Source organism: Flavobacterium taihuense, from assembly GCF_019351435.1.
Taxonomy (GTDB): domain Bacteria; phylum Bacteroidota; class Bacteroidia; order Flavobacteriales; family Flavobacteriaceae; genus Flavobacterium; species Flavobacterium taihuense.
Map to the genome: position 1 here is coordinate 101,549 of NZ_JAHWYN010000006.1, position 25,532 is coordinate 127,080.

At 35.1% G+C, this 25,532-nt stretch carries 23 protein-coding genes; all 23 read right to left on the minus strand.

The features are described from left to right. Window positions 1-4 precede the first annotated feature (4 nt). Window positions 5-1,249: a type II restriction enzyme NmeDI-related protein gene (locus KZH69_RS08490; RefSeq protein ID WP_219317008.1), complete on the minus strand. Its 1,245-nt coding sequence runs from the start codon at window positions 1,247-1,249 to the stop codon at window positions 5-7. Further along, the gene (locus tag KZH69_RS08495; protein WP_219317009.1) at window positions 1,242-1,646 is read right to left on the minus strand and encodes a heme-binding domain-containing protein; all 405 of its coding nucleotides are present in this window, start codon (window positions 1,644-1,646) and stop codon (window positions 1,242-1,244) included. The genes KZH69_RS08490 and KZH69_RS08495 overlap by 8 nt, the downstream gene beginning before the upstream one ends. 54 nt (window positions 1,647-1,700) lie before the next feature. Then, window positions 1,701-2,213, minus strand: a complete 513-nt coding sequence (locus tag KZH69_RS08500; RefSeq protein WP_219317010.1) for a DUF3347 domain-containing protein — start codon at window positions 2,211-2,213, stop codon at window positions 1,701-1,703. A gap of 47 nt (window positions 2,214-2,260) precedes the next feature. Then, window positions 2,261-2,818, minus strand: a complete 558-nt coding sequence (locus KZH69_RS08505; RefSeq protein ID WP_219317011.1) for a DUF3347 domain-containing protein — start codon at window positions 2,816-2,818, stop codon at window positions 2,261-2,263. Window positions 2,819-2,976: 158 nt separating this feature from the next. After that, window positions 2,977-3,828: a DUF3347 domain-containing protein gene (locus tag KZH69_RS08510; RefSeq protein WP_219317012.1), complete on the minus strand. Its 852-nt coding sequence runs from the start codon at window positions 3,826-3,828 to the stop codon at window positions 2,977-2,979. A gap of 148 nt (window positions 3,829-3,976) precedes the next feature. Next, the gene (locus KZH69_RS08515; RefSeq protein ID WP_219317013.1) at window positions 3,977-4,333 is read right to left on the minus strand and encodes a hypothetical protein; all 357 of its coding nucleotides are present in this window, start codon (window positions 4,331-4,333) and stop codon (window positions 3,977-3,979) included. A 155-nt stretch (window positions 4,334-4,488) separates the two neighbouring features. Continuing rightward, a complete protein-coding gene (locus KZH69_RS20460; protein WP_255557699.1) occupies window positions 4,489-4,701 on the minus strand; it encodes a hypothetical protein in 213 nt (70 codons plus the stop codon). Then, window positions 4,702-4,884 carry a hypothetical protein gene (locus KZH69_RS20465; protein ID WP_255557700.1) on the minus strand — a complete coding sequence of 61 codons (183 nt, stop codon included), beginning with the start codon at window positions 4,882-4,884 and terminating at the stop codon, window positions 4,702-4,704. 109 nt (window positions 4,885-4,993) lie between these two features. After that, complete coding sequence (locus tag KZH69_RS08525) at window positions 4,994-5,428, minus strand: 5-fold beta-flower protein (protein WP_219317014.1); 435 nt, start codon at window positions 5,426-5,428, stop codon at window positions 4,994-4,996. A gap of 118 nt (window positions 5,429-5,546) precedes the next feature. Continuing rightward, the gene (locus KZH69_RS08530; protein WP_219317015.1) at window positions 5,547-8,084 is read right to left on the minus strand and encodes a heavy metal translocating P-type ATPase; all 2,538 of its coding nucleotides are present in this window, start codon (window positions 8,082-8,084) and stop codon (window positions 5,547-5,549) included. 20 nt (window positions 8,085-8,104) lie between these two features. Further along, window positions 8,105-9,322 (minus strand): efflux RND transporter periplasmic adaptor subunit, encoded by a 1,218-nt coding sequence (locus tag KZH69_RS08535; protein ID WP_219317016.1) that lies wholly within the window; start codon window positions 9,320-9,322, stop codon window positions 8,105-8,107. A gap of 2 nt (window positions 9,323-9,324) precedes the next feature. After that, entirely contained in the window at window positions 9,325-10,572 is a 1,248-nt protein-coding gene (locus KZH69_RS08540) for a heavy metal-binding domain-containing protein (protein WP_219317017.1), read from the minus strand. A gap of 2 nt (window positions 10,573-10,574) precedes the next feature. Next, window positions 10,575-11,831, minus strand: a complete 1,257-nt coding sequence (locus KZH69_RS08545; protein ID WP_219317018.1) for a TolC family protein — start codon at window positions 11,829-11,831, stop codon at window positions 10,575-10,577. After that, window positions 11,818-13,755 carry an efflux RND transporter permease subunit gene (locus KZH69_RS08550; RefSeq protein WP_219317019.1) on the minus strand — a complete coding sequence of 646 codons (1,938 nt, stop codon included), beginning with the start codon at window positions 13,753-13,755 and terminating at the stop codon, window positions 11,818-11,820. The genes KZH69_RS08545 and KZH69_RS08550 overlap by 14 nt, the downstream gene beginning before the upstream one ends. Before the next feature lie 11 nt (window positions 13,756-13,766). Next, window positions 13,767-15,047, minus strand: a complete 1,281-nt coding sequence (locus KZH69_RS08555; protein WP_219317020.1) for an efflux RND transporter permease subunit — start codon at window positions 15,045-15,047, stop codon at window positions 13,767-13,769. A 15-nt stretch (window positions 15,048-15,062) separates the two neighbouring features. Further along, entirely contained in the window at window positions 15,063-15,629 is a 567-nt protein-coding gene (locus KZH69_RS08560; protein WP_219317021.1) for a DUF3347 domain-containing protein, read from the minus strand. A 23-nt stretch (window positions 15,630-15,652) separates the two neighbouring features. Continuing rightward, the gene (locus tag KZH69_RS08565; protein WP_219317022.1) at window positions 15,653-16,111 is read right to left on the minus strand and encodes a heme-binding domain-containing protein; all 459 of its coding nucleotides are present in this window, start codon (window positions 16,109-16,111) and stop codon (window positions 15,653-15,655) included. Window position 16,112: 1 nt separating this feature from the next. After that, complete coding sequence (locus KZH69_RS08570; RefSeq protein WP_219317023.1) at window positions 16,113-16,664, minus strand: DUF3347 domain-containing protein; 552 nt, start codon at window positions 16,662-16,664, stop codon at window positions 16,113-16,115. 61 nt (window positions 16,665-16,725) lie between these two features. After that, on the minus strand, window positions 16,726-18,219 hold the full coding sequence (locus KZH69_RS08575) for a multicopper oxidase family protein (RefSeq protein WP_219317024.1): 1,494 nt from the start codon (window positions 18,217-18,219) through the stop codon (window positions 16,726-16,728). A gap of 68 nt (window positions 18,220-18,287) precedes the next feature. Further along, on the minus strand, window positions 18,288-18,923 hold the full coding sequence (locus KZH69_RS08580) for a heavy metal-binding domain-containing protein (RefSeq protein ID WP_219317025.1): 636 nt from the start codon (window positions 18,921-18,923) through the stop codon (window positions 18,288-18,290). Between the two features lie 223 nt (window positions 18,924-19,146). After that, window positions 19,147-19,518, minus strand: coding sequence for a hypothetical protein (locus KZH69_RS08585; RefSeq protein ID WP_219317026.1), 372 nt, complete (start codon window positions 19,516-19,518; stop codon window positions 19,147-19,149). Window positions 19,519-19,706: 188 nt separating this feature from the next. Continuing rightward, a complete protein-coding gene (locus KZH69_RS08590; protein ID WP_219317027.1) occupies window positions 19,707-25,097 on the minus strand; it encodes a helicase-like domain-containing protein in 5,391 nt (1,796 codons plus the stop codon). Continuing rightward, window positions 25,084-25,521 carry a DUF1896 domain-containing protein gene (locus KZH69_RS08595; RefSeq protein WP_219317028.1) on the minus strand — a complete coding sequence of 146 codons (438 nt, stop codon included), beginning with the start codon at window positions 25,519-25,521 and terminating at the stop codon, window positions 25,084-25,086. Before KZH69_RS08595 ends, KZH69_RS08590 begins: the two co-directional genes overlap by 14 nt. Window positions 25,522-25,532 lie beyond the last annotated feature (11 nt).

Here is a 25,532-nt window from a genome sequence, read left to right on the forward strand (position 1 = left end):
AGATTTAAATTGATTTTGAGATTCTTTCCATAATAGAATGGTCTGTTCCAAATTTGCAAATCGCATCGCAATTGGCTCTTAATTCTGAAAATAGTATGTATTTGATATTCATTTTTGAGTTTTTTATAACGGGTCGGTTGAGTTGTTGAATAACGTCTTTCTCCCGACTGTCTGGAATGATTATATAAAAGACTTCTTCGCCATTAGAAATACTAAAATACAAATCGGATAATCGTAATATTCCTGAATAGATACTGGTACTTTTTTCAACTTCAAATGCTCCAATGATCTTGTCAGTTCCTTTTTGAAACCATAGCACATCGATTAATTTTATGGTGTTTTGTGTGTCTTTATCTGTTGGAAGTTCTGGAAATTTAGTAAGTGAAATAAATGAAAAACTTTGACCGCCAAACGATTTGCTTTTATCGTTGCTTGCCGGTGTTACATCAAAACCTAATGAAACTCCAATTTTTAATAAATGGTATTGCATTTCGTTATGGAGGTTTTCTGCTAATTTTTCTTCTTGGATTTCGTTTTGGCGTTTTAAGATGTTTTTTTCAAATTTGTTGCGTTCTTCTTCGCTTAAATATTCATCATTACCAATGAGCATTTTTTGTGTTCCAATTTCAAAACATAATCCCGCAATCGCTCCTAAATCATTTGATAATTCCGATTTATGTTTATTGTTAGTTTCGATTAAAGTTTCTCTTATTTTTAAATATTCTGTCCAACTTCCTAGTCTCTTTTTGTCCTTGAACAGAAAATTAAATCCGTTAAGAATTGCTGTATTGAATGGTGGAAACCAAGTTGGATGCAAGAAATATAAAATACTGGCGACTGCTGGTCCAAGACCTTTTACTTTGAGTTCGTCTAGTTTTACAATTTCTTTTACTACTTGTTCTTCTGTTTTGGCATTAATGCAGTTTTCAAGAAATTGACCAAAAGCAATTTTATTGTTTTGGTTTTCGTAAATATCTGGAATTCTTAATTTTGGTTTCCAATAAAAAGGATGTGCTACGCCTACAAAGACTTGTTTTTGCTCTGCTATACAACTCAACACAAATTCTAAACTACTGCCTTTAAAATCGTTAGGAAAAGATTTGTTTTTAATATCGTCAATAACTTGTAAAACGCCTCTGCGAATAGTGCGAAATGCTTTTAATCGTTGGTCATTGTCAACAAACCAAGTATTATAAACACTTTCGTTGTCATTTTTGTATTGCTGAATGATTTGCGTTAGGTTACTCATCTTCATTAAGTGTGTTTATCCAATTAATAACTTCCTCTTTTTGAGTAGGTGTTAGTATTGCATTTTTATGAATTAAAGTATAGGACTTCAAAGGCATTTCGTTAGATTTTATTTCTTTTACAATTCTATCTAATTTATTATTTTGCTTACGGCTACTATAATTTCTCCATTCGCTAAAATTCAAATTTTCTTTACCTTCTTTGATATGGTTCTCCATTAAAAACCGAGTGGGTTGAATGTTTGAATACCAAGGGTAATTGGTATTATTGCTATGGCAATCATAACAAGAGGTTTTTAAAATTGTGGCTACATTTTTAGGCACGTTATATACTTTTGTAAAATTAGCGGTTATATCCTGCTCCAACGCAACGTTACGAGCAGGCTGATATAACTGCATCAGCAAAAAAAGAATTAAACCTATGACGGCTATTTTTTGATGATAATTTTCATTTTATAAGGTCTTTTTTATTGAACCACAGGTAAGCATATTAGACCCATAATAAGGGTTTTTGATTTCTTTTACTTCACTAATCCAAATAGCACCTTTTCCCTCATCGGCCATTGGGCAATAGTCTTGATAGAGTTTTTGTTTCGTTCCAAAAAGTTTAATCAAATCGTTAATATCTTTACTTAATAAAACAAAATGCTCTCTTTGGTGGTCTAATTTCCCCGCATTATCGCCTATATGTTCGGCATTTTCTTTGGCACTTTCGGCAATATCAAGATAGTCTTTTTTTAGTTTAGCATCTATCGCATTCGTTTTTACAGCATTGAATGTAGCATACAAAGTTTTTCCTGCACTCGCCACTGCTTTTGTTTCATCTTTGGTCAAAGCATTTTTTAAAGCTAAATAATTGGTTACGATTTTATCGATTGAAAATTTGGTTTGAACTTTTTTGCTTTGAGCATTAGTAAATCCTATTGTAAATGTTACTAATAGAATTGAAAGAATTATATTTTTCATTTTATTTAAGTTTAAATTATTTATTGATTTTAATGAGTTGGAATATGTTATTTTTTAGCAGAGTTAAATAGTTGAGTTAAATCTTTTATATCCTTGCTTAATATTTCAAAATGTTCTTTTTGATGATCTAACTTACCCTCATTATCACCAATATGTTCTGCATTTTCTTTGGCACTTTCGGTAATATCCAAATAGTCTTTTTTTGTTTTGGCATCAATAGAATTGATGTCAATTTCATTGAAAATTACATACAAAGATTTACCAGCAGTTGCAGCAGCTTTTGTATCATCTTTTTCCAAAGCATTTTTTACATTTGAAAATTCATTTTGAATTTCAGTAAGCGAAAAGGCATTAGTTCTATTAATTACTTCTGCTTCGTGTTCGTGGTTTTCTTTTTTTGAAACTACTGGCTCGCTTAATTCCATACCACATTTAGAACATTCATCACCTTTTTTACCTGTTACTTCTGGGTGCATTGAACACGCATACAATTGTGATGTCGTTTCTGCTGTTTCGGTAGCCGAAGTTTCTCCTTGTTTGTTTTTTTGGTTACAAGAAACTAGTACGAATACCATTGCTACGGCAGAAAGAATTACATTTTTCATTTTATTTTAATTTTGAGTTATTAGATTATTTTATATAATTACCGTTTAATTGTGGATTTGTCATATCCATATTGTCGTCTTTATTGCAAGATGATAAAAGTATTACTCCAATGATTGAAGCGGTAAAAAATATATTCTTCCTTTTTAAAGTTTTAATTTTATTGTTTTATTGTTTCTACTATCTTGCCACAACTTAACATTTGTGAGCCATAGTAAGGGTTTTTGACTGCGTTTTCTTTGCTTAACCAATTAGCATCTTGCATAGGACAATATTGATAATAAATGGCTTCAGAAAGTTTTGAAGCTTTTATCAGCTCATACGTATTTTTAGATAATGATTTGAAAAGTTCTCTTTGCTTTTTGATGTCTTGTGTTTCAGAAATATTTTTTGCATCAGCGGTTAAATCTTTCAAAACTTTCATCCAAACCAAATGTTCGTCTACATTTAGTGTTTCCATTTTTACAGCATTAATTGCTGAAAGCAAATCATTTGCTTTTAATGAAGCAGTGTTTCCATCTGTTTTTACCAAAGCATCTTTCAATAAAAAATAATTATCGAAAACTGATTTCAACTGACTTTCAGTTGTTTTAGAATGATTAGACATATTCATTTCTGAATGTTCTGATTTATCCGCTCCAGATATTGCATCCACTTTTACGGGAACTTTTGCAATTCTGTCATATTGACAACAACCTGATAATTTTGAATAAACTGCCTCTGGAGCAAGAAATTTATCACTGTCATAGCCTGACAATGCAATACGTTTGAGTATTTCGTCTTGGTTGGTTATTTTAGAGTCATAAGTAAGGACAGCCATTTTTGTGTCTGCATTCCAATCAACGCTTGCGCTATTTTTAAGATTTCCTGCTTTTTCTATTGTGGCTTTGCACATTCCACAGTTACCAAATATTTTAACGGTTTCTGTTTTAGCATTTTTTATTTGTGCGTTGGATACCACGATTGATAACAATAGAAGTATTGCCATCATTGTTTTTTTTAATAATTTCATTGTATAATATTTTTGAATTGATTTAGTAAACCAATAACAAAATAACAGCAACACAAGCTATCTTTTTGAAATTGAAATAAACTGAAATGAATGATTTAAAGCAAAAATTGCTTTCGATTTGAAACACTTATGGCTGTCAAAAGTAGATTTAGCTTATTTTTGGTATAAGCCAAATAGAATAGAAACCAGAAGATATAAAGGTTTCTGAATTAGAAAATTTTTGTTTTTCTGAAGAAAAATCAAAAGTATTATTTATAAAATTTACCTCCGAAATTACTGTAAAGCTAATACTTGATGATGGACAACCACATTTAGAATGTCCACACTTACTGGCACATTCTTTTTTTGAATTATCATTTTTATCACAACAATCTTTTTTTTCAGTTTTAGAAGAGATTTCTTTTTTACAAGAGTGATTTCCTGAATCATTTTCACACGCAAAAGCCCCCGTTGGTATCAAAAAGAAACCAAGGACAACAATTAATAAAATGTGAAACTTTTTCATTTGCTCTGCATAATTGGCCAAAATTAGCTAAATAATATTAATTAATTATAATTTAAAAAAAAAATCAACAACTGAATTTTAAAAGCCTACGAAGTCCTTTCAAGTTTTAATATTATAATTTGTTGTACTAAAATGAATTTTATTTATAAAATGTATTAAAAAGTGTTAATTAACTTAATAATGTTGTTAGTTCCTTTTTGAAACCATAACACATTGATTATGGTGTTTTGTGTGTCTTTATCTGTTGGAAGTTCTGGGAGTTTAGTAAATGAAAAACTTTGATTACCAAACGATTTACTTTTATCATTGCTTGCTGGTGTTACATCAAAACCTAATAAAATCCCAATTTTCAATAAATTGTATTGCATTTAGTTAAGAAGATTCTCTGCCAATTTTTCTTCTTGGATTTCTTTTTGACGTTTTAAGATGTTCTTTTTAAATTTATTGCGTTCTTCATCGCCTAAATATTCATCGTTATCTACAAACCAAGTGTTGTACACACTTTCGGTATCAGCTTTATATTGTTGGATTATTTGAGTAAGGTTGTTCATTTTTAATACAGCTATAACTTATTTTTTTTCATTTTTACAATTAACTGATAGTCATTATTATAGTAATAAAATAAATGGTTCGTTTTAGGACGAACCATTTATTAAAAAATTATTTTTTTGATTTTTCCTCATTCATCTTTTGCTCCAACAATAAGCAATGGGCGGCACACGCGTGAAGTTTGTAATTTTTATGTACGCTACCTACATTATGACCTTTTGCATCCAGTATTTCCCATTTTTCTTCTTGTGTTTTTCCAATATTAACCACGTTTTCACCTTTTATGTTGTAGTACGAACCATTCTTTTTAGCCGTACCCATCTTTTTTCCATTAGAATCAATAACATTACCGTTTGCATCAATAAAATAGATTGTCTTACCTTCATTATTTTTCACAATGTCCTCTTTGGTAATAAATCCTAATTTGTTCCAACCGTGATCGTCGATTTCGCCTTTCTTATTGATATGAATTTCTTCATTAGAACTAGTCTTTGCTTTAGTTTGGGCATTGACACTTAACGAGATTACCATTAAAAACATTGTCAATAATGTAACTCTTTTTGTCGAAATTAACCTTTTAATTTTCGTAATGAATTGTATTTAATTATTCGTCAGTTCCGCTGTTGCCCGGTCTTCAGTCTCGCTGTTGCCCGATTTATTTTATTTATAGTTTCAAACGTCGCAATCGTAACGCATTTACAATTACAGAAACCGAACTAAAACTCATTGCCAAAGCCGCAATCATTGGCGAGAGCAAAATTCCGAAATATGGATATAAAACTCCTGCTGCAATTGGAACTCCTAAAACATTGTAGAAGAAAGCAAAGAATAAGTTTTGCTTGATGTTTCGCATTACAGCGTGGCTCAAATTCTTGGCTTTTACGATGCCTTGTAAATCGCCTTTTACGAGAGTGATTTTTGCACTTTCAATAGCTACATCAGTTCCTGTTCCCATCGCAATTCCAATGTCTGCTTGTGCTAGTGCGGGTGCATCATTTATACCATCGCCTGCCATTGCTACAATTTTCCCTTCGGATTGTAAGCGTTTTATTTCGTTCAATTTGTCTTCGGGTAAACAACTTGCTTTGTAGGATGATAAGTTTAATTCATCGGCAACTGCTTTGGCTGTATTTATATTGTCGCCAGTAAGCATAATTACTTCAACTCCTTGACGCATTAATTCTTTTATAGCTGCTGCACTTGAAGTTTTTATAGCATCGGTAATTGATACAAAACCAACTGCAACGCCATCAACAGCAATATATGAAACGGTTTTTCCTAGTTTCTGCTCGGCAATAATTCTGCTTTCTAAATCGTCAGCAATAGTTGCTTTGACTTGTTCCATTAGTTTTTTGTTGCCCAATGCTACTTTTTTATTGGTAACTGTTCCTGTAACTCCTTTTCCTGCAACGGCTTCAAAATCCTTTACCTCGATTAATGAAACTGTTTTTGATTTAGCATAATTGACTACTGCTTGTGCTAATGGATGCTCACTATATTGGTTTAATGAAGCTATGCTTTGCAATAAATCGTAATCGTTGTTATTGGTCGCATAAATTTTTTCGACTGATGGTTTTCCTTCGGTTATTGTTCCTGTTTTATCCGTTATAAGCACATTTACTTTATTCATGTTTTCCAGAGCTTCGGCATTTTTTATCAAAACGCCGGATTGTGCACCTTTACCAACACCTACCATTACTGACATGGGTGTTGCTAATCCTAACGCACACGGACAAGCAATAATTAAAACGGCAATAGCATTTATAAAACCATATACTAATGCCGGTTCGGGACCAAACTTTGCCCAAATGATAAATGTAATTGCTGATATAATTACTACAATAGGAACAAAATATTTGGAAATGCTATCGGCTAATTTTTGGATTGGCGCTCTCGAACGGGAAGCATCGTTGACCATTTGAACGATTTGAGAGAGTAGTGTTTCTGAACCCACTTTTTCTGCAACCATTATAAATGACTTGTTCCCATTGATTGTTCCGGCAATTACATTGTCGCCTTTCTTTTTGTCAACGGGTATTGGTTCGCCTGTAATCATGGCTTCATCGATACTGCTTTCACCATCGGTAATTTTCCCATCAACAGGAATTTTGTCTCCGGGTTTTACCCGTAATAAATCTCCTTTTTTGATGTCGTGAATCGAAATTACTTTATCACTTCCATCAATTACTAAAATAGCTTCGGTAGGAGCGAGTTTTAGTAATTCCTTAATTGCTCCACTAGTTTGGCTGTGTGCTTTGGCTTCCATTAATTGTCCTAATAGAACCAATGTTAGAATTACTGTTGTGGCTTCAAAATAAAGCAAGACTGTTCCGTGTTCTGTTTTGAATTCGTTTGGAAAAATGTTTGGAAAAAACATACCCACTAAACTAAACAAAAAGGCAACTCCGGTTCCTATACCGATAAGGGTAAACATATTCAAATTCCAAGTAATAATAGATTTGAAGGCACGAACAAAGAACATCCAACAGGCATAAAAAACAACAGGAAGTGTAAGTATAAATTGTACCCAATTCCATTTTGTAGCATCCATTATTTTAAGTAACGGATTGTTTGGCATCATTTCTATCATTGCGATTGCAAAAATGGGAACTGTAAATACGACCGCTATTTTCATTTTTTTGACCAAATCTTTATAGGTCTTTTGATCTTCTGTGTCAGTTGGATTCATAGGCACTAAATCCATTCCGCAAATAGGACAAGAACCTGGTGTTTCACTAATTACTTCTGGATGCATTGGACAAGTATATAGGGATTTGCTAAGAGTTAAATCCGGAGCTTTGACTAAATCCATTCCGCATACAGGACAGTCGCCTGCTTTGTCATACACTTTTTCGCCTTCACAATGCATTGGACAATAATATTTGCCATTAGCATTAACAGCGATTTTGATTTCTTTTTTATCGCTGTGGGAATGCGTAGAGCAACAAGATTTTACAGTATTTTCATTTGAGGTTGCTTGTTGTAACATTTTATCATTGGCTATTTCTATGGTGTATTTTCCAACGGCAGATAATGCTTCTTGCAACTGTGTTATTGGAATGTGTTTTTCCATTGTTATAGTAGCTATGGATGGGTTTAAGGAAACTTTTGCTTCAACGCCATCAATAGCATTCAATGTTTTTTCGACTTTAGAACGACAGCCATTGCAAGTCATTCCGGTAATGGTATAGGTATGTGTCATAATTTTTTAGTTTTTAAATATTACATTTTCATTCCTTCCATTGGGTCACTGCCTTTTCGGAATTTATATTCACTGTTTATGGCATAGGCACCCGTAATCACGACTTTTTTTGTACTGTCTATTTCAGATTTGATTTCTATCATTCCATTGGTTTCTATTCCTGTTTCAACCATTACGTTTTCAAATACTCCCGGTCTTTTTTCAACCCAAATATAGGAAGCGTTTTCTTCCCTGATAACTGCATCAACAGGGATATACAATCCTTTCAGATTAGATTGTGTTAATTTTGCCATCGCTTGCATCCCAGGTTTTAATTGCAAATTTGGATTTGGTATTTCTAATCGAATTAAAAGCAGACGAGTATCTGGATTTATTTCTGGATTGATAAAAGAGACTTGTGCATTTATGGTTTTATCAGGAAAATCGGTAAATGTAATTTTGGCTTTTTGTCCTATTTTTAGATTTTTAGCATAGTTTACGTTGACCTGTGTTTCTAACCAAAGACTGTTTAAATCAGCCAATTTAATGATGCTAGAACCTTCCATTGCATAACTGCCTTCTGTGGTACTTATTTCCGATATTGTTCCACTGACTGTACTGTGAAAAATTGTATATGGAGAAACATCTTTGAGGGTTTTTAAACTTTCAATTTGGGCATTGGATAGACCAAAGAACAACAGTTTTTGTTTTGCTGCATTGAGCATATTTCGGGCATTCTTTCCAAAATCGCCAGGCATTGCCAGTTGTTTGTGTGCCGTGAAATAATCCTGTTTGGCAATGGCAATATCTTCACTATACAATTGATATACGGCTTGGTTTTTAGCCACATAATCACCAACGGTTTTGAAATATAACTTTTCAATTCGTCCCATTGCTCTTGCAGAAATGGTTTTGATTTTCTCTTGATTAATGGTCAAGACTCCCGTATAATTTTGCTCTAAACTGCTTTGAGTTTCTGAAATGGTTTGGGTAGTGATATTTCCCAGCTGTATTTGCTGTTTACTCAAACTTATTTCGTTAGCCTCTGTGTCATCTTGTTTTATCGGGGTTAACTCCATATGGCAAATAGGGCATTTACCTGGTTTGTCTTCCTTAACTTGTGGATCCATAGAACAAGTGTAAAATGTTGTTGCTGCACTCTTATTGTGTTTGCTATGGTCTTCTTTTTCTTTAGTATTACAAGCTATCATTACCATAAATAGTATGGATACTAAACTTATTTTTTTTATTGTCTTCATCATTATTCGGTTTTAATAAAGCTTTCGCTGTCAATTAAATATTGTGCATTTTTGGCAATGGTGTCTTTTACGGAAATACCTTCAATAATTTGAATAAAATCATCCATTTCAATTCCTGTTTTTATGGAGGATGCCCTAAAGCCATTTTCCATTTTCAAGAAAACTATTTTCTTGTTTCCAATGCTTACCATTGACTGTTTTTGAATCCAAATTCCTTTTACTGGATTTGTTTTCACAACGCCTTGCAATCGCAAACCAATGGGTAATTTCAATTTATTGTTATTTAAATAAACTCGAATTCTATTGGTTTTATCAGCAGCATTTAATTGTGTTTCGACAAAATTTATTTTTGCATCTATGAATTCATCTTTGTCTAGTTCGGTAGTAATTTTGATAGATTGATTTTTTTTAATTACACTATTATACCCTTGGATAACATTGAATATTCCCCAGACTTTATCCGTATTTAATAGTTTAAAAATGACTTCTCCCTTTTTTATATAATCTCCTTCCTTAACATTCAAAACTTCAGTGTTGTTACTTGTACTTTGCATAACATCATTAGTTGTGTTATCCATCGTTTCTGTTCCTTCAATAATTCCGTAAGCGGGACTGTAAATTGAAATTTTAGGATTTACTTTTTTGGAAGTGGTCAAAGCATTTATTTGATTCTGGGTCATTCCATAAAGCAACAATTTTTGTTTGGATGCATTAATAATCGAAGGATTTTCAACATCATCAGTAATCATATAAATGAAGTTTTGTTGCTCTGTCAGTAATTCCGGGCTGTATAAATCAAATAGCTTTTGTCCTTTATTAACTTTTTGGTATTTATAATTGACATACATTCGTTCGATTCTTCCGCTCATTCGAGCTGCAATGTTTACAGATGAATTGGGATCATATCCCACAATTCCCGGTAGATTTATTTCACTGCTTAAGGTGGTGTCTATTGCCGTTGTCGTTTGATAATTACCTACTATAAAATTGTCGGTAGGTTTTATAAGATTGTCGATGGAATTGTCGTCAACGGAATTGTTTTCTGTTACTTTTTTTACCAAAGTCATTCCGCAAATGGGACAATTTCCGGGTTTATCTCTAATGATTTCAGGGTGCATCGAACAAGTGTAAACCTCGTTTTGATGTTCCATTTCTGAATGATTGTCTGATTTTTTGGCAAAGAAATAGATTGCAATTCCGATAATGGAAATTACAATAAGAGCCAAACCATATTTTATATACTTGTTCATAATTATTTGGTTTCTAATTGTTTTTCAATTTCTACTTGTGCTGCCAAAATATTTTGTAATTTATCTAACGCATCAATTTGAGCCATATTTAACGCTTCCCAAGCATCGAGAGTGACAAATAAATCACCCGTATTATTTTGCCAAGCCAAGATTGCGGTTTCATAATTTTTTCGTAAAGCAGGTATGATACTTTTTTGGGTGATTTCGTACTGTTTTTTTAAGGAAGTCAGTTCTGTATTCATTCCCGAAATCATTCCTGTGGCTTCATTCAAAATCATTTGTTTTTGCCAACTTAGACTTTCATTTTTAATTTGAAAACTATTGATATTTGCTTTATTCATTTTAGTTGACCAAGGCATAGGAATGGTAATCATACCCAATAAGGAGAACTGTTGAGGTTGTGTTCCAAAAGCAAACATATGGTCGTATTTTATCCCAAACTCGGGCAATAATTTTGTTTTTTCGGCTACAATTTTGAGTTGATTTATTTCCATCGTTTTTTCTATGGCTTTCACATCGCTTCTGTTTTTAGAAAGGGAAGTTGTATCTGATACTGCCGAATTGAAATCTTTTATTTCGTATGTTTCATCAATTTCAAATGCGGTGTTTTTATCTCTTGCCATCAAGGTGTTTAGCATAATTCGCTTTTGGGAAATATCATTTTGCAACATCAGAATCATACTTTCTAATGCGCTGTATTGTGATTTTGCTTTGTAATAGGTTGGCAATTTGTCCATATTATACTGATAGCGTATCTCCATACTTTTAATCATATACTCTAAAAGTGACAAATTATCATTGGCTATTTTTATTTTTTTATTTAAAACCAACCATTGATAATAATTTGTTTTTGCCAATGCTTTCAATTGATTAATTGTATAGTTTTTGTTTTCTTTTTCAACAGAAGACATTGCATTCATAAGATTAGAATCCGCTTTTAACTTGGAAGCATTCGGTATCATTTGCGTAACTCCCAACATATAACTTCCCATACCAGGGTTCATTTCATCTGCTTTCCACATTTTGGTATTGTAGGGTGTCATAAAAAAACCGGTTTCCACCTGAGGAGGCATCCAGCTTTTAGCTCCTTTTGCCGCTGCATCCATACTTTGAATATCGGCATCATACATTTTTAGTTGAGGATTGTTTGTCTTGATTGTACTCAAGATATTATCCAAAGAAAGTGTTTGGGCTGCCAGATTAGTGGCGCTTAAAATCAAACAACTTATGATGGCTATATAAAATTTATTCTTTAACATCTATAAGATCTATTTTACCTTTTGTTTTCAATTCACGAAGCTTTACAATCTCGAAAACAATTGGTGTTACTAATAATACATAAATCGTGGAAGTAATGGTACCTCCAATTAGTGGGACAGTAATGGGAAGCATTATATCGGATCCTGTTCCTGTTGCCCAAAGAATGGGAATTAATCCAAATATGGAAACCGAAACAGTCATCAATTTTGGTCTTAACCTTTTGGCAGAACCATCAATAATATATTGTTTCAATATTTCTTCAGTTATGGTTTCCTTACTATTTCCGTACTTTTCTACCATTTTATTCATTGCTTCATTCAAATAGATGGTCATTAACATCGCCGTTTCGATAGCCATTCCAAACAGAGCAATAAATCCGACGGCAACAGCAACGGATAAATTGATTCCATAAAAATAAACCATAAATATTCCTCCAATTAGAGCAAAGGGTACTGTAATCATTGTGATTAACGCCTCTTTCATAGAATGGTAAGTAAAATATAAAACTAGAAATATAATGACCACAACAATAGGCAGTATTAAACTTAATGTTTTGTTGGCTCGAATTTGATTTTCCCATTGTCCGCTCCATTCCACATAATATCCTTTTGGCATTTTAGTCATCATTGCATTGAGTTTCTTCTGCGCTTCTTTTACCGTACTTCCTAAATCACGTTCCCGAACGTTGAACAACACAGTGCCACGAAGCATTGCATTTTCGCTGTTTATCATTGGAGGGCCATCACTTATTTTTACATTAGCTACAGTTTCTAATGGTATTGGACCAAAATCCATTGTTTGCACTTGTAGTTTTTTTAAGGCTTCAATGCTATTTCTGTATTCTTGTGCATATCGTGCATTGACTGAAAAACGCTGTCTTCCTTCGATAGTCGTGGTGAGTTTCATACCTCCAATTGAAGCTTCAACTACGTTATTTATATCATCTATGGTTAGTCCGTATCTGCCAATAACGTCTCTTTTTGCTTCAATATCAATATATTTTCCGCCCGTAATCGGTTCGGCATACAAATCTTTTACACCAGAAGTTCCTTCCAATGTTTTTTTAATTTTTTGAGCCAAAACATTGATAGTATCTAAACTTGCTCCGTAGATTTTTATTCCCACATCGGTTCTAATTCCTGTCGAAAGCATATTGATGCGGTTGATGATAGGTTGCGTAAAACCATTGGTCACGCCAGGGATTTGCAGTTTGTTGTTTATTTCGGTGATAATATCATTTTTGGTTTTGTCTTCTCGCCATTCTGCTTGAGGTTTTAACAAAATAATTGTTTCCACCATACTTATTGGACTGTTATCCGTTGCCGTATTTGCCCTGCCTGCTTTTCCAAGCACGTGAGCCACTTCGGGAATTGATTTTATCAATTTGTCCTGAACTTGAAGAATTCTTTTTACTTCGGAGTTGGATACATCAGGCAAAGTGACTGGCATAAACAATACAGATCCTTCATCTAAAGGGGGCATAAATTCGGAACCAAGCCTTGTAAACATCAATACGCCAATCAGCAATGCAATGATGTTGATGCCCAATACCGTTTTCCTCCATTTTAAACAAAAAATCAAAATGGGTGTATAAATGCTTTCTATTTTTTTGTTAATTGGGTTTTTGTCTTCTGGGCGAAGTTTTCCTTTTAGTAAAAAACTAATTAGCACTGGTACAAGTGTAATGGCTAAAAAGGCATCAACTATCAGTATAAACGATTTCGTCCAAGCTAATGGTCCGAATAATTTGCCTTCCATTCCTGTGAGAAGAAATACAGGCAAAAAGGATGTAATTACAATTATTGTTGAGTAGAAAACACCTGGACCAACTAATTTTGAAGAGCTTTCTATAAGCTTCAACTTATCTTCAGGAGATAGTGGATCGTTTTCTTTTTTGAATATATTTTTAATTTTATTTTTCATCTTATTTCCAATTACTGGTTATTATCCATTTCTTCCTGTTTCTCCGAAATTGTCCTGTATGCATTCTCTACCATTACGATACCATCATCAACGACAACGCCAATTGCCAGAGCAATACCCGTTAATGACATAATATTGGAAGAGATACCAAAAGCTTCCAACAGTATAAATCCGATAGCAACAGAAATGGGTAATTGTATCAGAATAATAAGCGCACTTCGCCAATGAAAAAGGAACAATAAAACAACTATAGAAACGGCAATCATTTCTTCGATTAAAGTGCCTTTGACTGATTCTATTGCTTTTTCAATCAATTCGCTTCTGTCATAAGATGTTTTAAAAGTAACTCCTTCAGGTAATCCTTTTTCGACTTCTTTCATTTTTTCTTTCACAGCAGTAATTACCTTATCGGCATTTTCGCCATAACGCATTACTACAATTCCGCCAACAACTTCACCATTACCATTTTCATCAAAAATACCTAGTCTCAAATCGCCACCCATTTGTATTGAACCAATATCTTTAACTTTTACCGGAACGGAATTATAGTTTTTAATAGCAATGTCTTCTACATCTTTTACGTTTTTTATGTAGCCTAAACCTCGGATAATGTAGGCCATATTGCTCATTTCAAATTTTCGACCACCAACATCGTTATTGCTGGTCTTGACGGCATTCATCACTTCCATCATATTCACGTTATAGTATTGCATTTTCAATGGATCCAACACTAATTGATATTGTTTTTCAAATCCACCAAAAGAAGCCACTTCGGCAACTCCCGGAACGGTTTGCAAGGCAAATTTCACATACCAATCTTGCAAGGCTCTTTGTTCTCCCAAGTCCATACCATTCGCATTTAAATGATACCAAAAAACGTGACCTACACCTGTACCATCAGGACCCAAAGTTGGAACTACATTTTGAGGCAACAAGCGTTGAGCATAATTTAACCTTTCTAAAACCCGGGTTCTTGCCCAATATATATCTACATCATCTTCAAAAATGATATAGACAAAGCTCATCCCGAACATTGAGGCAGCACGAATATTTTTAATTTTAGGAATACCTTGCAGGTTTGAAACCAAAGGATAAGTGACTTGATCTTCCATTACTTGTGGGCTTCTTCCCATCCACTCCGTAAAAACAATCACTTGATTTTCGGATAAATCAGGTATGGCATCAATAGGGTTTTGTTGTACACTGTAAATTCCCCAAGCAAATAAGCTAGCAGAAACCAACAATACAACGGCTCGATTTCGTAGTGAGAATGTTATTAATTTTTCTACCATTATTTTTAATTTAGTTTAGTTAATTTGCTTTTTAACACTCCCACATTTTAGCATTTTGCTTCCATAATAAGGGTTTTTTACTTCTTTGCTTGTGCTTAACCACGCACTTCCTTTGTCATACATTGGGCAAAACTGCTCATATAATGTGTTTGCAGTTCCTGTAATGGCAAGCAAATCGCTCATATCTTTGCTCAATGTTTTGAAATGTTCTCTTTGATGATCTATAGGGCTTTTTACAATGTGTTCTGCGTGCTCGGTTGCATCTGCAATAATTTCGATAAGTTTCATTTGTTGCATACCTTCATAATTTTTTCTATTAAATGCCTTTAGGGATGCTATCAACTTTGACCCTGCTTGAGCCGCTTTTTTGGCATCATCATTCACCAAAGCATCTTTTAAATTGAAGTAATCACTTAAAATCGCCTCCGCTTTCGCATCGCTTTTTATAGTCATTTTGCTATGATCCATTTTCTTACTGTCCATTTTCATTGTGTTGTGGTTGTGGTTGTGTCCATCTTGTGCGTTCACATAGGTTACTGCTAACAATAGTATTGTTGCTATACTCATTTTTAATTTCTTCATCTTTTTTTATTTTTAAATATTAATTATAAACTGTCTTTTAGTTGTGAAATCCAATCCAATACTTCTTTTTTTTGAGTGGCTGAAAGGGTTGCGTTTTTATGGATCATAGTGTAGGACGACAAAGGCATTTCGTTTGATTTGATTTGTTTTGCAATTCTATCTAATTTATTATTTTGTTTACGGGCACTATAATTTCCCCATTCATTGAAATTCAAATTTTCTTTTCCGGCTGCAATATGACTTTCCATAAAAAACCGAGAGGGTTGAATGTAAGAGTACCAAGGATAATAGGTGTTGTTACTATGGCAATCATAACAAGAGGTACGTAATATGGTTTCTATGTTTTTAGGTACATTATACACTTTTGTAAAATTGCCAGTTATATCCTGCTCAAAACTTATGTTTCGAGCAGGTTGATATAACTGCATCAACAAAAAAATAATTAACCCTATAAAAAGTATCTTTTTGATGATTATTTTCATTCTAGTATTCTTTTTTTATAGAACCGCAAGTAGCCATATCTTTTCCAAAATAAGGGTTTGTAATTTCTTTGGTTTCGCTTATCCAAACAGCACCTTTGTTGTCATCTGCCATTGGGCAAAAATCCAGATAAAGTTTTTGATTGGTTCCGAATAATTGAATTAAGTCTTCCATATCCTTACTTAAAGTTACAAAGTGTTCTCTTTGGTGTTCTATCTTTCCTCCATTATCTCCAATATGCTCTGCGTGTTCTTTTACATCATCTGCTATACTCATATAAGTTTCCATCTGGTCGGAAGAAACCTTTTCCATACCAGTTTTTGCCATCGTCTCTGACAATACTTTTCCCGCATCAGCCGCAGCATCAGAATCATCATTTGCCAATGAATTTTTAATTGCCAAATAATTTTTCACAATAATATCAATTGAGAAGTCGGATTGTGCAACAAGTCCAGTTGTTGATTCTGTTTTGACCGTTTCTTCTTGTTTGTTTTTTTGGCCACAAGAAACTAATACGAATGCCATCGCAATGGCTGAAAGAATTAAATTTTTCATTTTGTTTATTTTTAAATTGTTATTGATAAAGTATTTTTAAATTTTGTAAAAGTGTACCGTTTTATGAAACCTGAAATTGTCCCATCATACCAGTTTCCTCGTGTTCTAAATTATGGCAGTGAAAAACGAATTTTCCTGTATAACCATTAAATGGGACTAAAACTTTTACTTTTTCGCCCGGCATACACAAAGCCATATCCTTCCATCCTTTTTCTAAAGCTGTAAGTGTACCTCTTCCGCCAATTCGATTTAGTATTTGAAATTGTACACCGTGCAAGTGCATTGGGTGTGGTTCTGCACCGTTTGTGTTATCAAAAGTCCAGATTTCGACTGCTCCATTGTTAACTAATTCATCAATTCTATTTGCGTCATAGCTTTTATTATTGATTGTGTGCATCATCATTCCTGACATTGAACCACTATCCACATTAGAGATTTCAAAACTTCTAGTTTTAGTAGCCATACTTTCGGTTAATTGAGAAATGGAAGAAAGAGTAGTTGGAATGCTAAAATTGTCAACCACTTGTGTAGCGACTTTGAATTTCATTATTTTAAATTCCTGTGTTCCTTGTGCATTTCCACCAACAAAAGTTTTACTGATTAAAAATAATTCTGAATTCAGCCCCATTGAACTAAAATCAATTATTAAATCAGCACGTTCTCCAGGAGCAATAATCAGACTGTTTACTGTTTGTGGTGTTGCCAATAAGCCACCATCATTGCCAATAACTGTAAATGAAGCTCCATTTGATAGCGCTAAATTGTAAATTCTTGCGTTAGAACCGTTTAGTATTCTCACTCTATATTTTGCAGTTTCAACATTGTGAATTGGAGCATATACACCGTTAACAAGTATGTATTGCCCCATTAAACCCGTCATTTGATCCATCATTGTAGGTGCATAAGGAATGCTTCCTCCTGAAATTCTTTTATCTTGAATTACCAATGGTAGTTCTCTATTACCTGATGGTAAATTCAATGCTGCTTCTTCACTGTCATTGACGATAATTAAGCCTGCTAAACCTTGAAAAACTTGTTTGCCTGTTGTTCCTTCAGCGTGTGGATGGTACCAATACAATCCGGCTCTTTGATTTACCGTAAAATTATAATTAAAGGAACCTCCAGCATTGATGAAATTTTCGGGATGTCCATCCATATTAGCTGGTATTTTTAGTCCGTGCCAATGAATGTTGGTTTTTTCGTTTAATTGATTTACAAAGTTTACATTCATAGATTGACCACTATTTAGTTTCATAGTAGGGCCAAGTAAGCTACCTAAACTATAACCTAACCCTTTGATGCTTCCAAATCCATTACTATTTACTGTAACATTTTGTGCTGTAAGGATAGTTGTCCCACCAACAATTGGAGGAATTGCAAATAGGGCTGAAAAGTTACCTTCTGTTACTGGAACTGGTTGCCCCATATTCATATTTCCTCCCATATCCATATCCATATTGCTATTTGAACAAGAGGAAAGAAACGGAATACTGCTACTTACTAATATGGCAGTAGTTGATAAACCAGATAATTTTATAAAATTTCTACGTTTCATTTGGGTTTATTTAAAGATTTTTTTACCAAAGGGTCTAGAAACCCTACAGGTTTTATTAATTCAAGAAATTAATGTTTATGATCTTCTTCCTTTTTTTGATTATTCATTTCTTTCATTTCCATTCCACATTTAGGACATTCCCCTTTGGTATCAGCGGTTGAACCATCCATTGGGCAAACATATTTTGTCACAATTTTAGTTTTAGGTTGACTGCCTTTTAGTGCGTGGGTATCGACTGTTTCAGTAATTTTTACCATTCCCGTTCCACATTTAGAACATTTTCCTTCAGTTTTAGAAGTTGAACCATCTGTAGGGCAAACGTATTTAGTTACCATTTTGCTTCTAGGTTGACTGCCTTTTAGAGCGTGGGTATCTACTTTTTCGGTAGTTTTTACCATCTTCATTGCACATTTAGAACATTCACCTGGGTTATCAGAAGTTGATCCATCCATTGGACAAACATATTTGGTTACCGTTTTAGTCATCGGTTGACTACCTTTTGTGGCGTAAGTAGGTACTTTTTCGGTAATTTTTGTCAATACCATTCCACATTCAGGACATTTTCCTGAACTTGGATTCATCTTGTCCGGGTGGGTAGGGCAAACGTAAATTGTTTCAGGACTTTCTTTTTTTGTAGCTTTTTGAGCTGATACTGATGTGATTGCTGTTAAGAAAACGCTTAATATGATAATTAAATTTTTCATTTTATTTGATTTTATGAAACAAGGTAATGCCTTCGTCGAAATTTTCGATTTAGTGAGTTACAGTTTCGTTAATAAGTTTAGATAATTTTAAATTGAACACGCTAAAGCATAAGTAAACAATAGCAAAAAGCCATAATTTAATAGTTGATTAGGTGATAAAATAGATGATTTAAAAGCAAGAATTGCTTTCGATTTGACACACTTGTGGCTGTCAAAATTTGATTTAGCTTATTTTTGGTATAAGCCATAAGGAATTGAAACCTGAAGAAATGGAGGTTTCGTAATTGTGAAATTTTTGTTTTTCTGACGCGAAATTAAAAAGATTGCTATTAAATTTCAACTCATTGATAGCAACTGTACAACTGCTACAAGAAGTCGCACAAGCACATTTTGAATGATTGCATTTACCACCGCAACCGTCGTGGTTTTTATTTTTTGAATGACTGTCATTTTTGCAACAATCATCATTATCCATTCTTGAAGAAGTTTCTTTTGCAGCAGAATGCTTAGATGAATTATTTTCACACGCAAAAGAACTACTTGGTATCAATAAGAATCCAAATAATATAATTACTATAATGTGAAATTTATTCATTTTGTACTTTAATTTGTAACAAAATTAATCAAATTATATGTATTGTTTACTAATCAATTGTTAAAAAATATATTTTTCGCTGCACTTTCTTAACAAGTTAGATAATTACGCCTCAGAAGCCAAAAATTAAGGTGCATTTCAAAATTTACCGCTAAACAAAAAGGAGTGTTTTGTTATCACCAATAAAATTACATTGCTTTTAAACCTACAGAAGACCTTTCCTCAACATTATTGATTTTTATAGCATCTTCCTGCTCTTTCGGTTCTGTAGTAATAGATAGCTGTATCTTCCTGTCAATCGACGCCAGTTCAGTTTTTAGTTCACTCAACTTATTTTCCTTCGTCCATATACCATTGACGACTTCCTGAAGTACAGGCAGATCTTTTTGCAGTTCGGTAACTTTCTTTTGTTCTTGTTCGATATATCCTGGTATTTTTTCCAAAGCACTCAGGAAATTCATTGATGCAAGCATTGCATCATTAGCAATTAAACCATTATTATAGGTGTATTTTATGTTGCCTTCACCCTGTACAAAAAAACGATTGATTTTCATATCAGCACCCTCTTTTTCGGATATTTCGGTTTTAACCAATAACGTAAATCCATACAGTCTGCCTATTTCTTCATATTGACCTCCAGTACGAGCTGTATCGGCAATCTGATTTAACTTGGCTCCAATCTGTTTAACATCTCCATGAAGTGATAATCCATCAAGTTGTACAGGGTTCAGTACCGTACCGTCCTGCCGTTTTTGTATGCGTTGTTGCAGGTTTTCCCAATCAAGGCTCATTCGTTCCAATCGTGATCTGGCAGATTCCAGCGCAATGGTAGTGTCTTCCAACTTGTATTTGGAGCTGAACTTGGAACGATTGAATGCGTGTTTTTCGCTTTCCAATCCGGCGACCTGCTTTTCTAATTTTGCTTTTTCCAAAAGATCGTTATTACCCGATAATATGGCTACATATTCAGAGAAATTCATTCCCGATTTTTCATCCATACTCCCTTCATCAATGGTCCGCTTTCCGAGATTATTAGTTTTAAGCTGGTCAATAAAAAGCTGTTTATTGTACAGCAGATTAAACTTGTAGCTATCCAGCGATTTTTCAACTGCATAGATAATCACATCCACCTTGTTATCGGCGAAGAACTTGGCTATTTCATTGCCTTTTCGGACAGCCCTTCCGTCACGTTGGGCAAGATCACTTGGTCTCCATGGGGTATCCAAGTGATGAACGGCAACAGCTCTTTTCTGTGCATTTACGCCTGTCCCCAGCATACCTGTAGAACCGAACAGCACACGGATTTTTCCTTCATTCATACCGCTGATAAGCTCCTTACGCTGCTTATCATTTTTAGCTTCCTGTATAAAACGGACTTCGTTGGGCGGTATGCCGTGGTACTCTACAAGCTTTTGCTTGATCTCCCCATATACGTTCCATTCTCCTAGCTTATAAGTGCCTAAATCCGAAAAGACAAACTGTGTTCCTTTCTGTGCATGAAACTTTTGGTAATACTTGGCAATATTAGCAGCACAATGGGAAGCTTTGCTATCAGGATGGTCATGATATTTGCTGCTTACCATCCGCATATCGAGCGACATCTTGCGAGCATAATCCGTAGCAATTAGCATCTTTGCTTTTTCTTCACGGTCTGTCAGCGGTGGTCTCCCCAATAAGGTCGCATTTCCTGATTTAGCAAACTCCATCAATTTCTGGATGAACACTTCCTGATCCGGCGTAGGCGGTATATTATATAGTACCTCATTCTTTTCCGGACGGTCAATACCAATATCCTTAGCGGTTCTGTAATCCGTAATTTCCGAATAAAACTGGGCTAGTTCGGGCACTTTGATAAAGTACCGGAAGCGTTCTTTTGACACTATATTATTTGCTACCGAAAACTCATAATCAGTCGTTTTCCTTGCATAGATAGCCGCCCACGCATCAAAGCAGTTAATGCCCTGTTTTTCCAATGCTCTTGGACGCAGATATTTAAACAACAGATATAACTCGGTTAAGGAATTACTGATAGTTGTTCCTGAAAGAAAGGTAGTTCCCATATCACCTTGTATGCGATCCTGAATGGTGCGGATGGCAAAAAGCAGGTTCATGGCTTTTTGGCTTCCCATCATATTGCCCAAACCTGCAACTCGGTCATGACGGGTATTGAACATCAGATTTTTGAACTGGTGGCTTTCATCAACAAGTAAATGGTCGATACCCATCATCTTAAAGTCCACTACATCATCTTTACGGTTGGCAATGTCATGTTCCAAAGTTTTTAGCTTAACTTCAAGGTTCTGTTTCCTAATGATTACACCTTTGAGCATTCCCCTTGAAATCTCTTTACCCTGTGCTTCCAAAGTGACAAGATTATCTTCCACGCTGTTAAGTTCGGCTTGTAGGATTTCCTTTTGCATTTCTGGCGACTGGGGTATCATGCCAAACTGGTCATGGGTCAATATCACGCAGTCCCAATCGTTGTTTTTAATATCTCCGAAAATCCGTTGCCTTTTCTGTGGGGTAAAATCTTCTTTGCCAGGATACATAATTTTAGCGTGTGGGTAGGCTTTACGGTACGTTTCTGCAATCTCATGAACATTGGCTTTCAATCCTATTATCATTGGTTTGTGTACCATTCCCAAACGCTTCATCTCCTGTGATGCGGTACACATCACCAATGTCTTCCCCGCTCCTACTTCGTGATCGCAAATAGCACCATTGTTCAGCTTGATCATCCATACTGTATCCTTTTGGCTCGAATACAGATCGTTAATACCTAAGCCTTTTCTTTCCAGTCCGGGAAATTCCTGATGGCTTCCGTCGTACTGCGGACGTACAAAACAGTTAAAGGTATCGTTATATTGATTGGTTAGTCTTTTTTTGAACTCATCATTTTGGGTGTGAAGCCATTCGGTAAAAGCTGTACGTATTTCATCAATCTTTGTATTCGCAATCTGTATGGCTTCCATATCCCGTACCTTGATCTCCTTATCATCAATCATGACCTTTTTGGTAATATCGGGAGTGGTATTGACTAATGCATTTTTCAGCAGAGCAATCCCGTCAAACGTTCGGCTTTCAGACTTGACGGCATATTTATCCCATATATGCACATTTTTTTTATCGCATTTTATAGAAAAATCATCGGAAGTTTCAGAATACTGGATACGCACGTCCGTATCAAAAATATGAGAAGCAAAACAGGCATAGATCCCTGTCGGTATCCAGCGCTCTCCAAGATTGAAATCTAACTCTTCAAATTCGATACGTCTGGGTCGGGCTTCTTCCAAAGCCCTAAGACTTTGTTTTGCTTCTGCATCACTGGAATTTATTTCGAGGTAGGTTTTTACAGCAGCGGCTTTCTCCACTACATTCCCGGCTATCCATCTTTCAGCTATTTCATATTGATTTTCCATAGGATTGTAAAAGATGCTACCACGTAATGCATCCTTCAAATCGTTGAATGCTATACTGCTGATTTGGGACATAAAGTCCAAATCAACATTGCCGTATTTATTCAGCGATGCAGCCAACGCCTCATCGGGTTTATCGGTAGTTAATGTTGTAATAGAGAAACTTACCGGACGGTGGAATATATCGGCCTTGCGTACCACACCACCCACCACACGCTCCAGATAAGGGATTTCCTTACCTGAACTGTCTGTTTTGACAAGCTTAATATTTTCCGCATTATTCAGATTGCCGTACTTTTTCACAAAGGCATCGTACAGTTTGTTAAGGTTTTCCCTTTCCTCTTTATGTTCGGTTTGCAGTTGGGCTTCTTTCTGGTATAGATCGAGGTAAGTATCCCGTACAGAAATATAGGCCTCGGCTCTTGCTTTCTGCAATGGAGGCAACTGCAAAGGATGAAACATTGCGTGCTGCTTATCATTATCAAAATCTTTAAGATAGCCAACCCAACCATTATCTACCGTAAGGCAATCGCTTCGGTGAAAAAATTGTATTTCTTTGGTATAAATTGCAGATCTAGCAATGGTGTTACCTGCGGTAATCTTTTCGTCCAAGCTATTTATGTTCAGTGCTGAAAACAAATCTCCGATAACTTCCTGTGCATTCCTTTCATTAGGTGTATTGTTATTTACAAGAGAAGTCGAAACTGAAGGTAAGTAGGATTGCCGCACCAAACCACTGAATAGGTTTGCTTGATGCCCATTCACTCCCTTTCTTATTTTGGTTGGTTGTTTTTTTATTCTAACTGCTTTATCAGGAACAACAACGGCCACTCGTTCATCTAAATTTTCAAACAGGTCAAAAATGCTTAGTTGTCTTTCTTCTTTTACAATTGCCTTATTTGTTGTTGGAGTAGATAATGTCTGTGCTTCCTGTGTAATAGTTACAGATTGAGCAACGTGAGGTACAACCGTTGGTGTTATCGGAATTTTTATGACAGGTGCATCGTTTCGCTCACCTTTATACAAGCCAATATCCAGATGCTCCCTAAAATCATCCGATAGCATTCGCTTCATATCTTTGGCAATTCCTTCCACACCATCCTTGTGGGTACAGATAAATGCAGGTTGTCCATAAGGATCAGTAGCTAACATCTGTGTAGTGTATATAATCCTTCCGTTATCCTGAAACAAGGCATTGCTTGATGTATTGTATTCCGTTATTTGGCTCTGACAAAACAGTTCTTCCGATTCGGTCAAACTTTGCTTTGCAGTATTCTTTTGCAGAATTATCAAATCACTTCCTACTTCTGTACCAGCATAATCGGCAAATAAATTATTCGGAAGCCGAATGGCAGACACTAGGTTGTTGTCCTTCATCAATGCCCTGCGTATGGATTCATTCTTTGGGCTGTTCAGCACACCTTGTGAAGTAATAAAAGCCAATATACCCCCTTCACGGAGCATATCGGTTCCCTTCATGAAAAAGTAGTTGTGTATGCTTCGCGCAGCCTGCACTTTTGCCGTGTCCCTGCTTCTGGAATAGGAAAGGTCAAATACGGACGTATCCCCAAAAGGGATATTACTAGCTACTACGTCATAACTATTTCTTTCCTTTTCGGTTATTTCTTCAAAACCACTGATGCGGATAGTGTTATCGTGATAGAGTTGTTTTAAAATTTTTCCGGTAAGCAAGTCCTTTTCATAAGCGGTAACCTGTGCTACATCTTTATTTACAAAAGATTGTATGAAAGAGCCAATACCGGCAGAGGGTTCTAAAAGTTTTTGGATGCTTACACCACTTTCTTTTAAGGAAGCAGAAATCCCATCAATGACCTGAGGCGGGGTGTAAAATGCAGTCAGTACAGAACTCCGCATACTGTCCACATAACTACGGTATTGTTTCTCATCAGTTGTATTTTCCTTTAGAAGCCTATGGAGTTCCTGAGTGAGGGGGAAAAGTTCGTGTTCGGTCTTTCTCCAATGGTTAATGTCTACCGGATTTTGGGCAGGGTTCAACACAAATTTAAGACCTCCAAATCCACTGTACTGCATCATTAGCAACCTTTCGCCTTCGGAGGCTTTTCCGTTCTCCTTTTCCAGTTTAAAAGCAATTCGCAGGGCATCAATGTTCCGTTGGAGATGTTGGCGTTTACTGAAGCCCATTTTCTTCTATCCAAATGGCTATGGTTCCAGTCAGTTCGGTATAGAGCAGGTTAAACTCAATGCTATAGGTGAAGTCATCCGTCAATTCATAGTTTGTAAAAACAAGTTCGCAAACGGGTAACATCTTTAAGGCAAATGGTCGTAATTCCTCATCAGCCATTCTGGTATCGAACTCATTGCAGACAACTTGAAAAAGTATGTCAAATTTTGAAAAGTGCAATCCTTCAAATAAGACACAATTGGCAATATGGTCACATTGGCTGACGGAGTTCCCTGCGCGAAAAGCATCTTCATACGCATTAGCCGCCCTGCTTGAACGCTGGTTGATAAATTTGATATCCCAAGCTCTTCCAGGGAAGCTCGTATTCAATAGTTCCTGTATTCTTAATGCATAATACGACAGGTCTCTTTGTTTTGTATTCATACTATATTTTG

Excerpts from the sequence above, each read along its gene's own strand:
- KZH69_RS08490 (WP_219317008.1), bottom strand. The coding sequence starts at position 1,249 with ATGAGTAACCTAACGCAAATCATTCAGCAATACAAAAATGACAACGAA.
- KZH69_RS08495 (WP_219317009.1), bottom strand. The coding sequence starts at position 1,646 with ATGCAGTTATATCAGCCTGCTCGTAACGTTGCGTTGGAGCAGGATATA.
- KZH69_RS08500 (WP_219317010.1), bottom strand. The coding sequence starts at position 2,213 with ATGAAAAATATAATTCTTTCAATTCTATTAGTAACATTTACAATAGGA.
- KZH69_RS08505 (WP_219317011.1), bottom strand. The coding sequence starts at position 2,818 with ATGAAAAATGTAATTCTTTCTGCCGTAGCAATGGTATTCGTACTAGTT.
- KZH69_RS08510 (WP_219317012.1), bottom strand. The coding sequence starts at position 3,828 with ATGAAATTATTAAAAAAAACAATGATGGCAATACTTCTATTGTTATCA.
- KZH69_RS08515 (WP_219317013.1), bottom strand. The coding sequence starts at position 4,333 with ATGAAAAAGTTTCACATTTTATTAATTGTTGTCCTTGGTTTCTTTTTG.
- KZH69_RS20460 (WP_255557699.1), bottom strand. The coding sequence starts at position 4,701 with ATGCAATACAATTTATTGAAAATTGGGATTTTATTAGGTTTTGATGTA.
- KZH69_RS20465 (WP_255557700.1), bottom strand. The coding sequence starts at position 4,884 with ATGAACAACCTTACTCAAATAATCCAACAATATAAAGCTGATACCGAA.
- KZH69_RS08530 (WP_219317015.1), bottom strand. The coding sequence starts at position 8,084 with ATGACACATACCTATACCATTACCGGAATGACTTGCAATGGCTGTCGT.
- KZH69_RS08535 (WP_219317016.1), bottom strand. The coding sequence starts at position 9,322 with ATGAAGACAATAAAAAAAATAAGTTTAGTATCCATACTATTTATGGTA.
- KZH69_RS08540 (WP_219317017.1), bottom strand. The coding sequence starts at position 10,572 with ATGAACAAGTATATAAAATATGGTTTGGCTCTTATTGTAATTTCCATT.
- KZH69_RS08545 (WP_219317018.1), bottom strand. The coding sequence starts at position 11,831 with ATGTTAAAGAATAAATTTTATATAGCCATCATAAGTTGTTTGATTTTA.
- KZH69_RS08550 (WP_219317019.1), bottom strand. The coding sequence starts at position 13,755 with ATGAAAAATAAAATTAAAAATATATTCAAAAAAGAAAACGATCCACTA.
- KZH69_RS08555 (WP_219317020.1), bottom strand. The coding sequence starts at position 15,047 with ATGGTAGAAAAATTAATAACATTCTCACTACGAAATCGAGCCGTTGTA.
- KZH69_RS08560 (WP_219317021.1), bottom strand. The coding sequence starts at position 15,629 with ATGAAGAAATTAAAAATGAGTATAGCAACAATACTATTGTTAGCAGTA.
- KZH69_RS08565 (WP_219317022.1), bottom strand. The coding sequence starts at position 16,111 with ATGAAAATAATCATCAAAAAGATACTTTTTATAGGGTTAATTATTTTT.
- KZH69_RS08570 (WP_219317023.1), bottom strand. The coding sequence starts at position 16,664 with ATGAAAAATTTAATTCTTTCAGCCATTGCGATGGCATTCGTATTAGTT.
- KZH69_RS08575 (WP_219317024.1), bottom strand. The coding sequence starts at position 18,219 with ATGAAACGTAGAAATTTTATAAAATTATCTGGTTTATCAACTACTGCC.
- KZH69_RS08580 (WP_219317025.1), bottom strand. The coding sequence starts at position 18,923 with ATGAAAAATTTAATTATCATATTAAGCGTTTTCTTAACAGCAATCACA.
- KZH69_RS08585 (WP_219317026.1), bottom strand. The coding sequence starts at position 19,518 with ATGAATAAATTTCACATTATAGTAATTATATTATTTGGATTCTTATTG.
- KZH69_RS08590 (WP_219317027.1), bottom strand. The coding sequence starts at position 25,097 with ATGGGCTTCAGTAAACGCCAACATCTCCAACGGAACATTGATGCCCTG.
- KZH69_RS08595 (WP_219317028.1), bottom strand. The coding sequence starts at position 25,521 with ATGAATACAAAACAAAGAGACCTGTCGTATTATGCATTAAGAATACAG.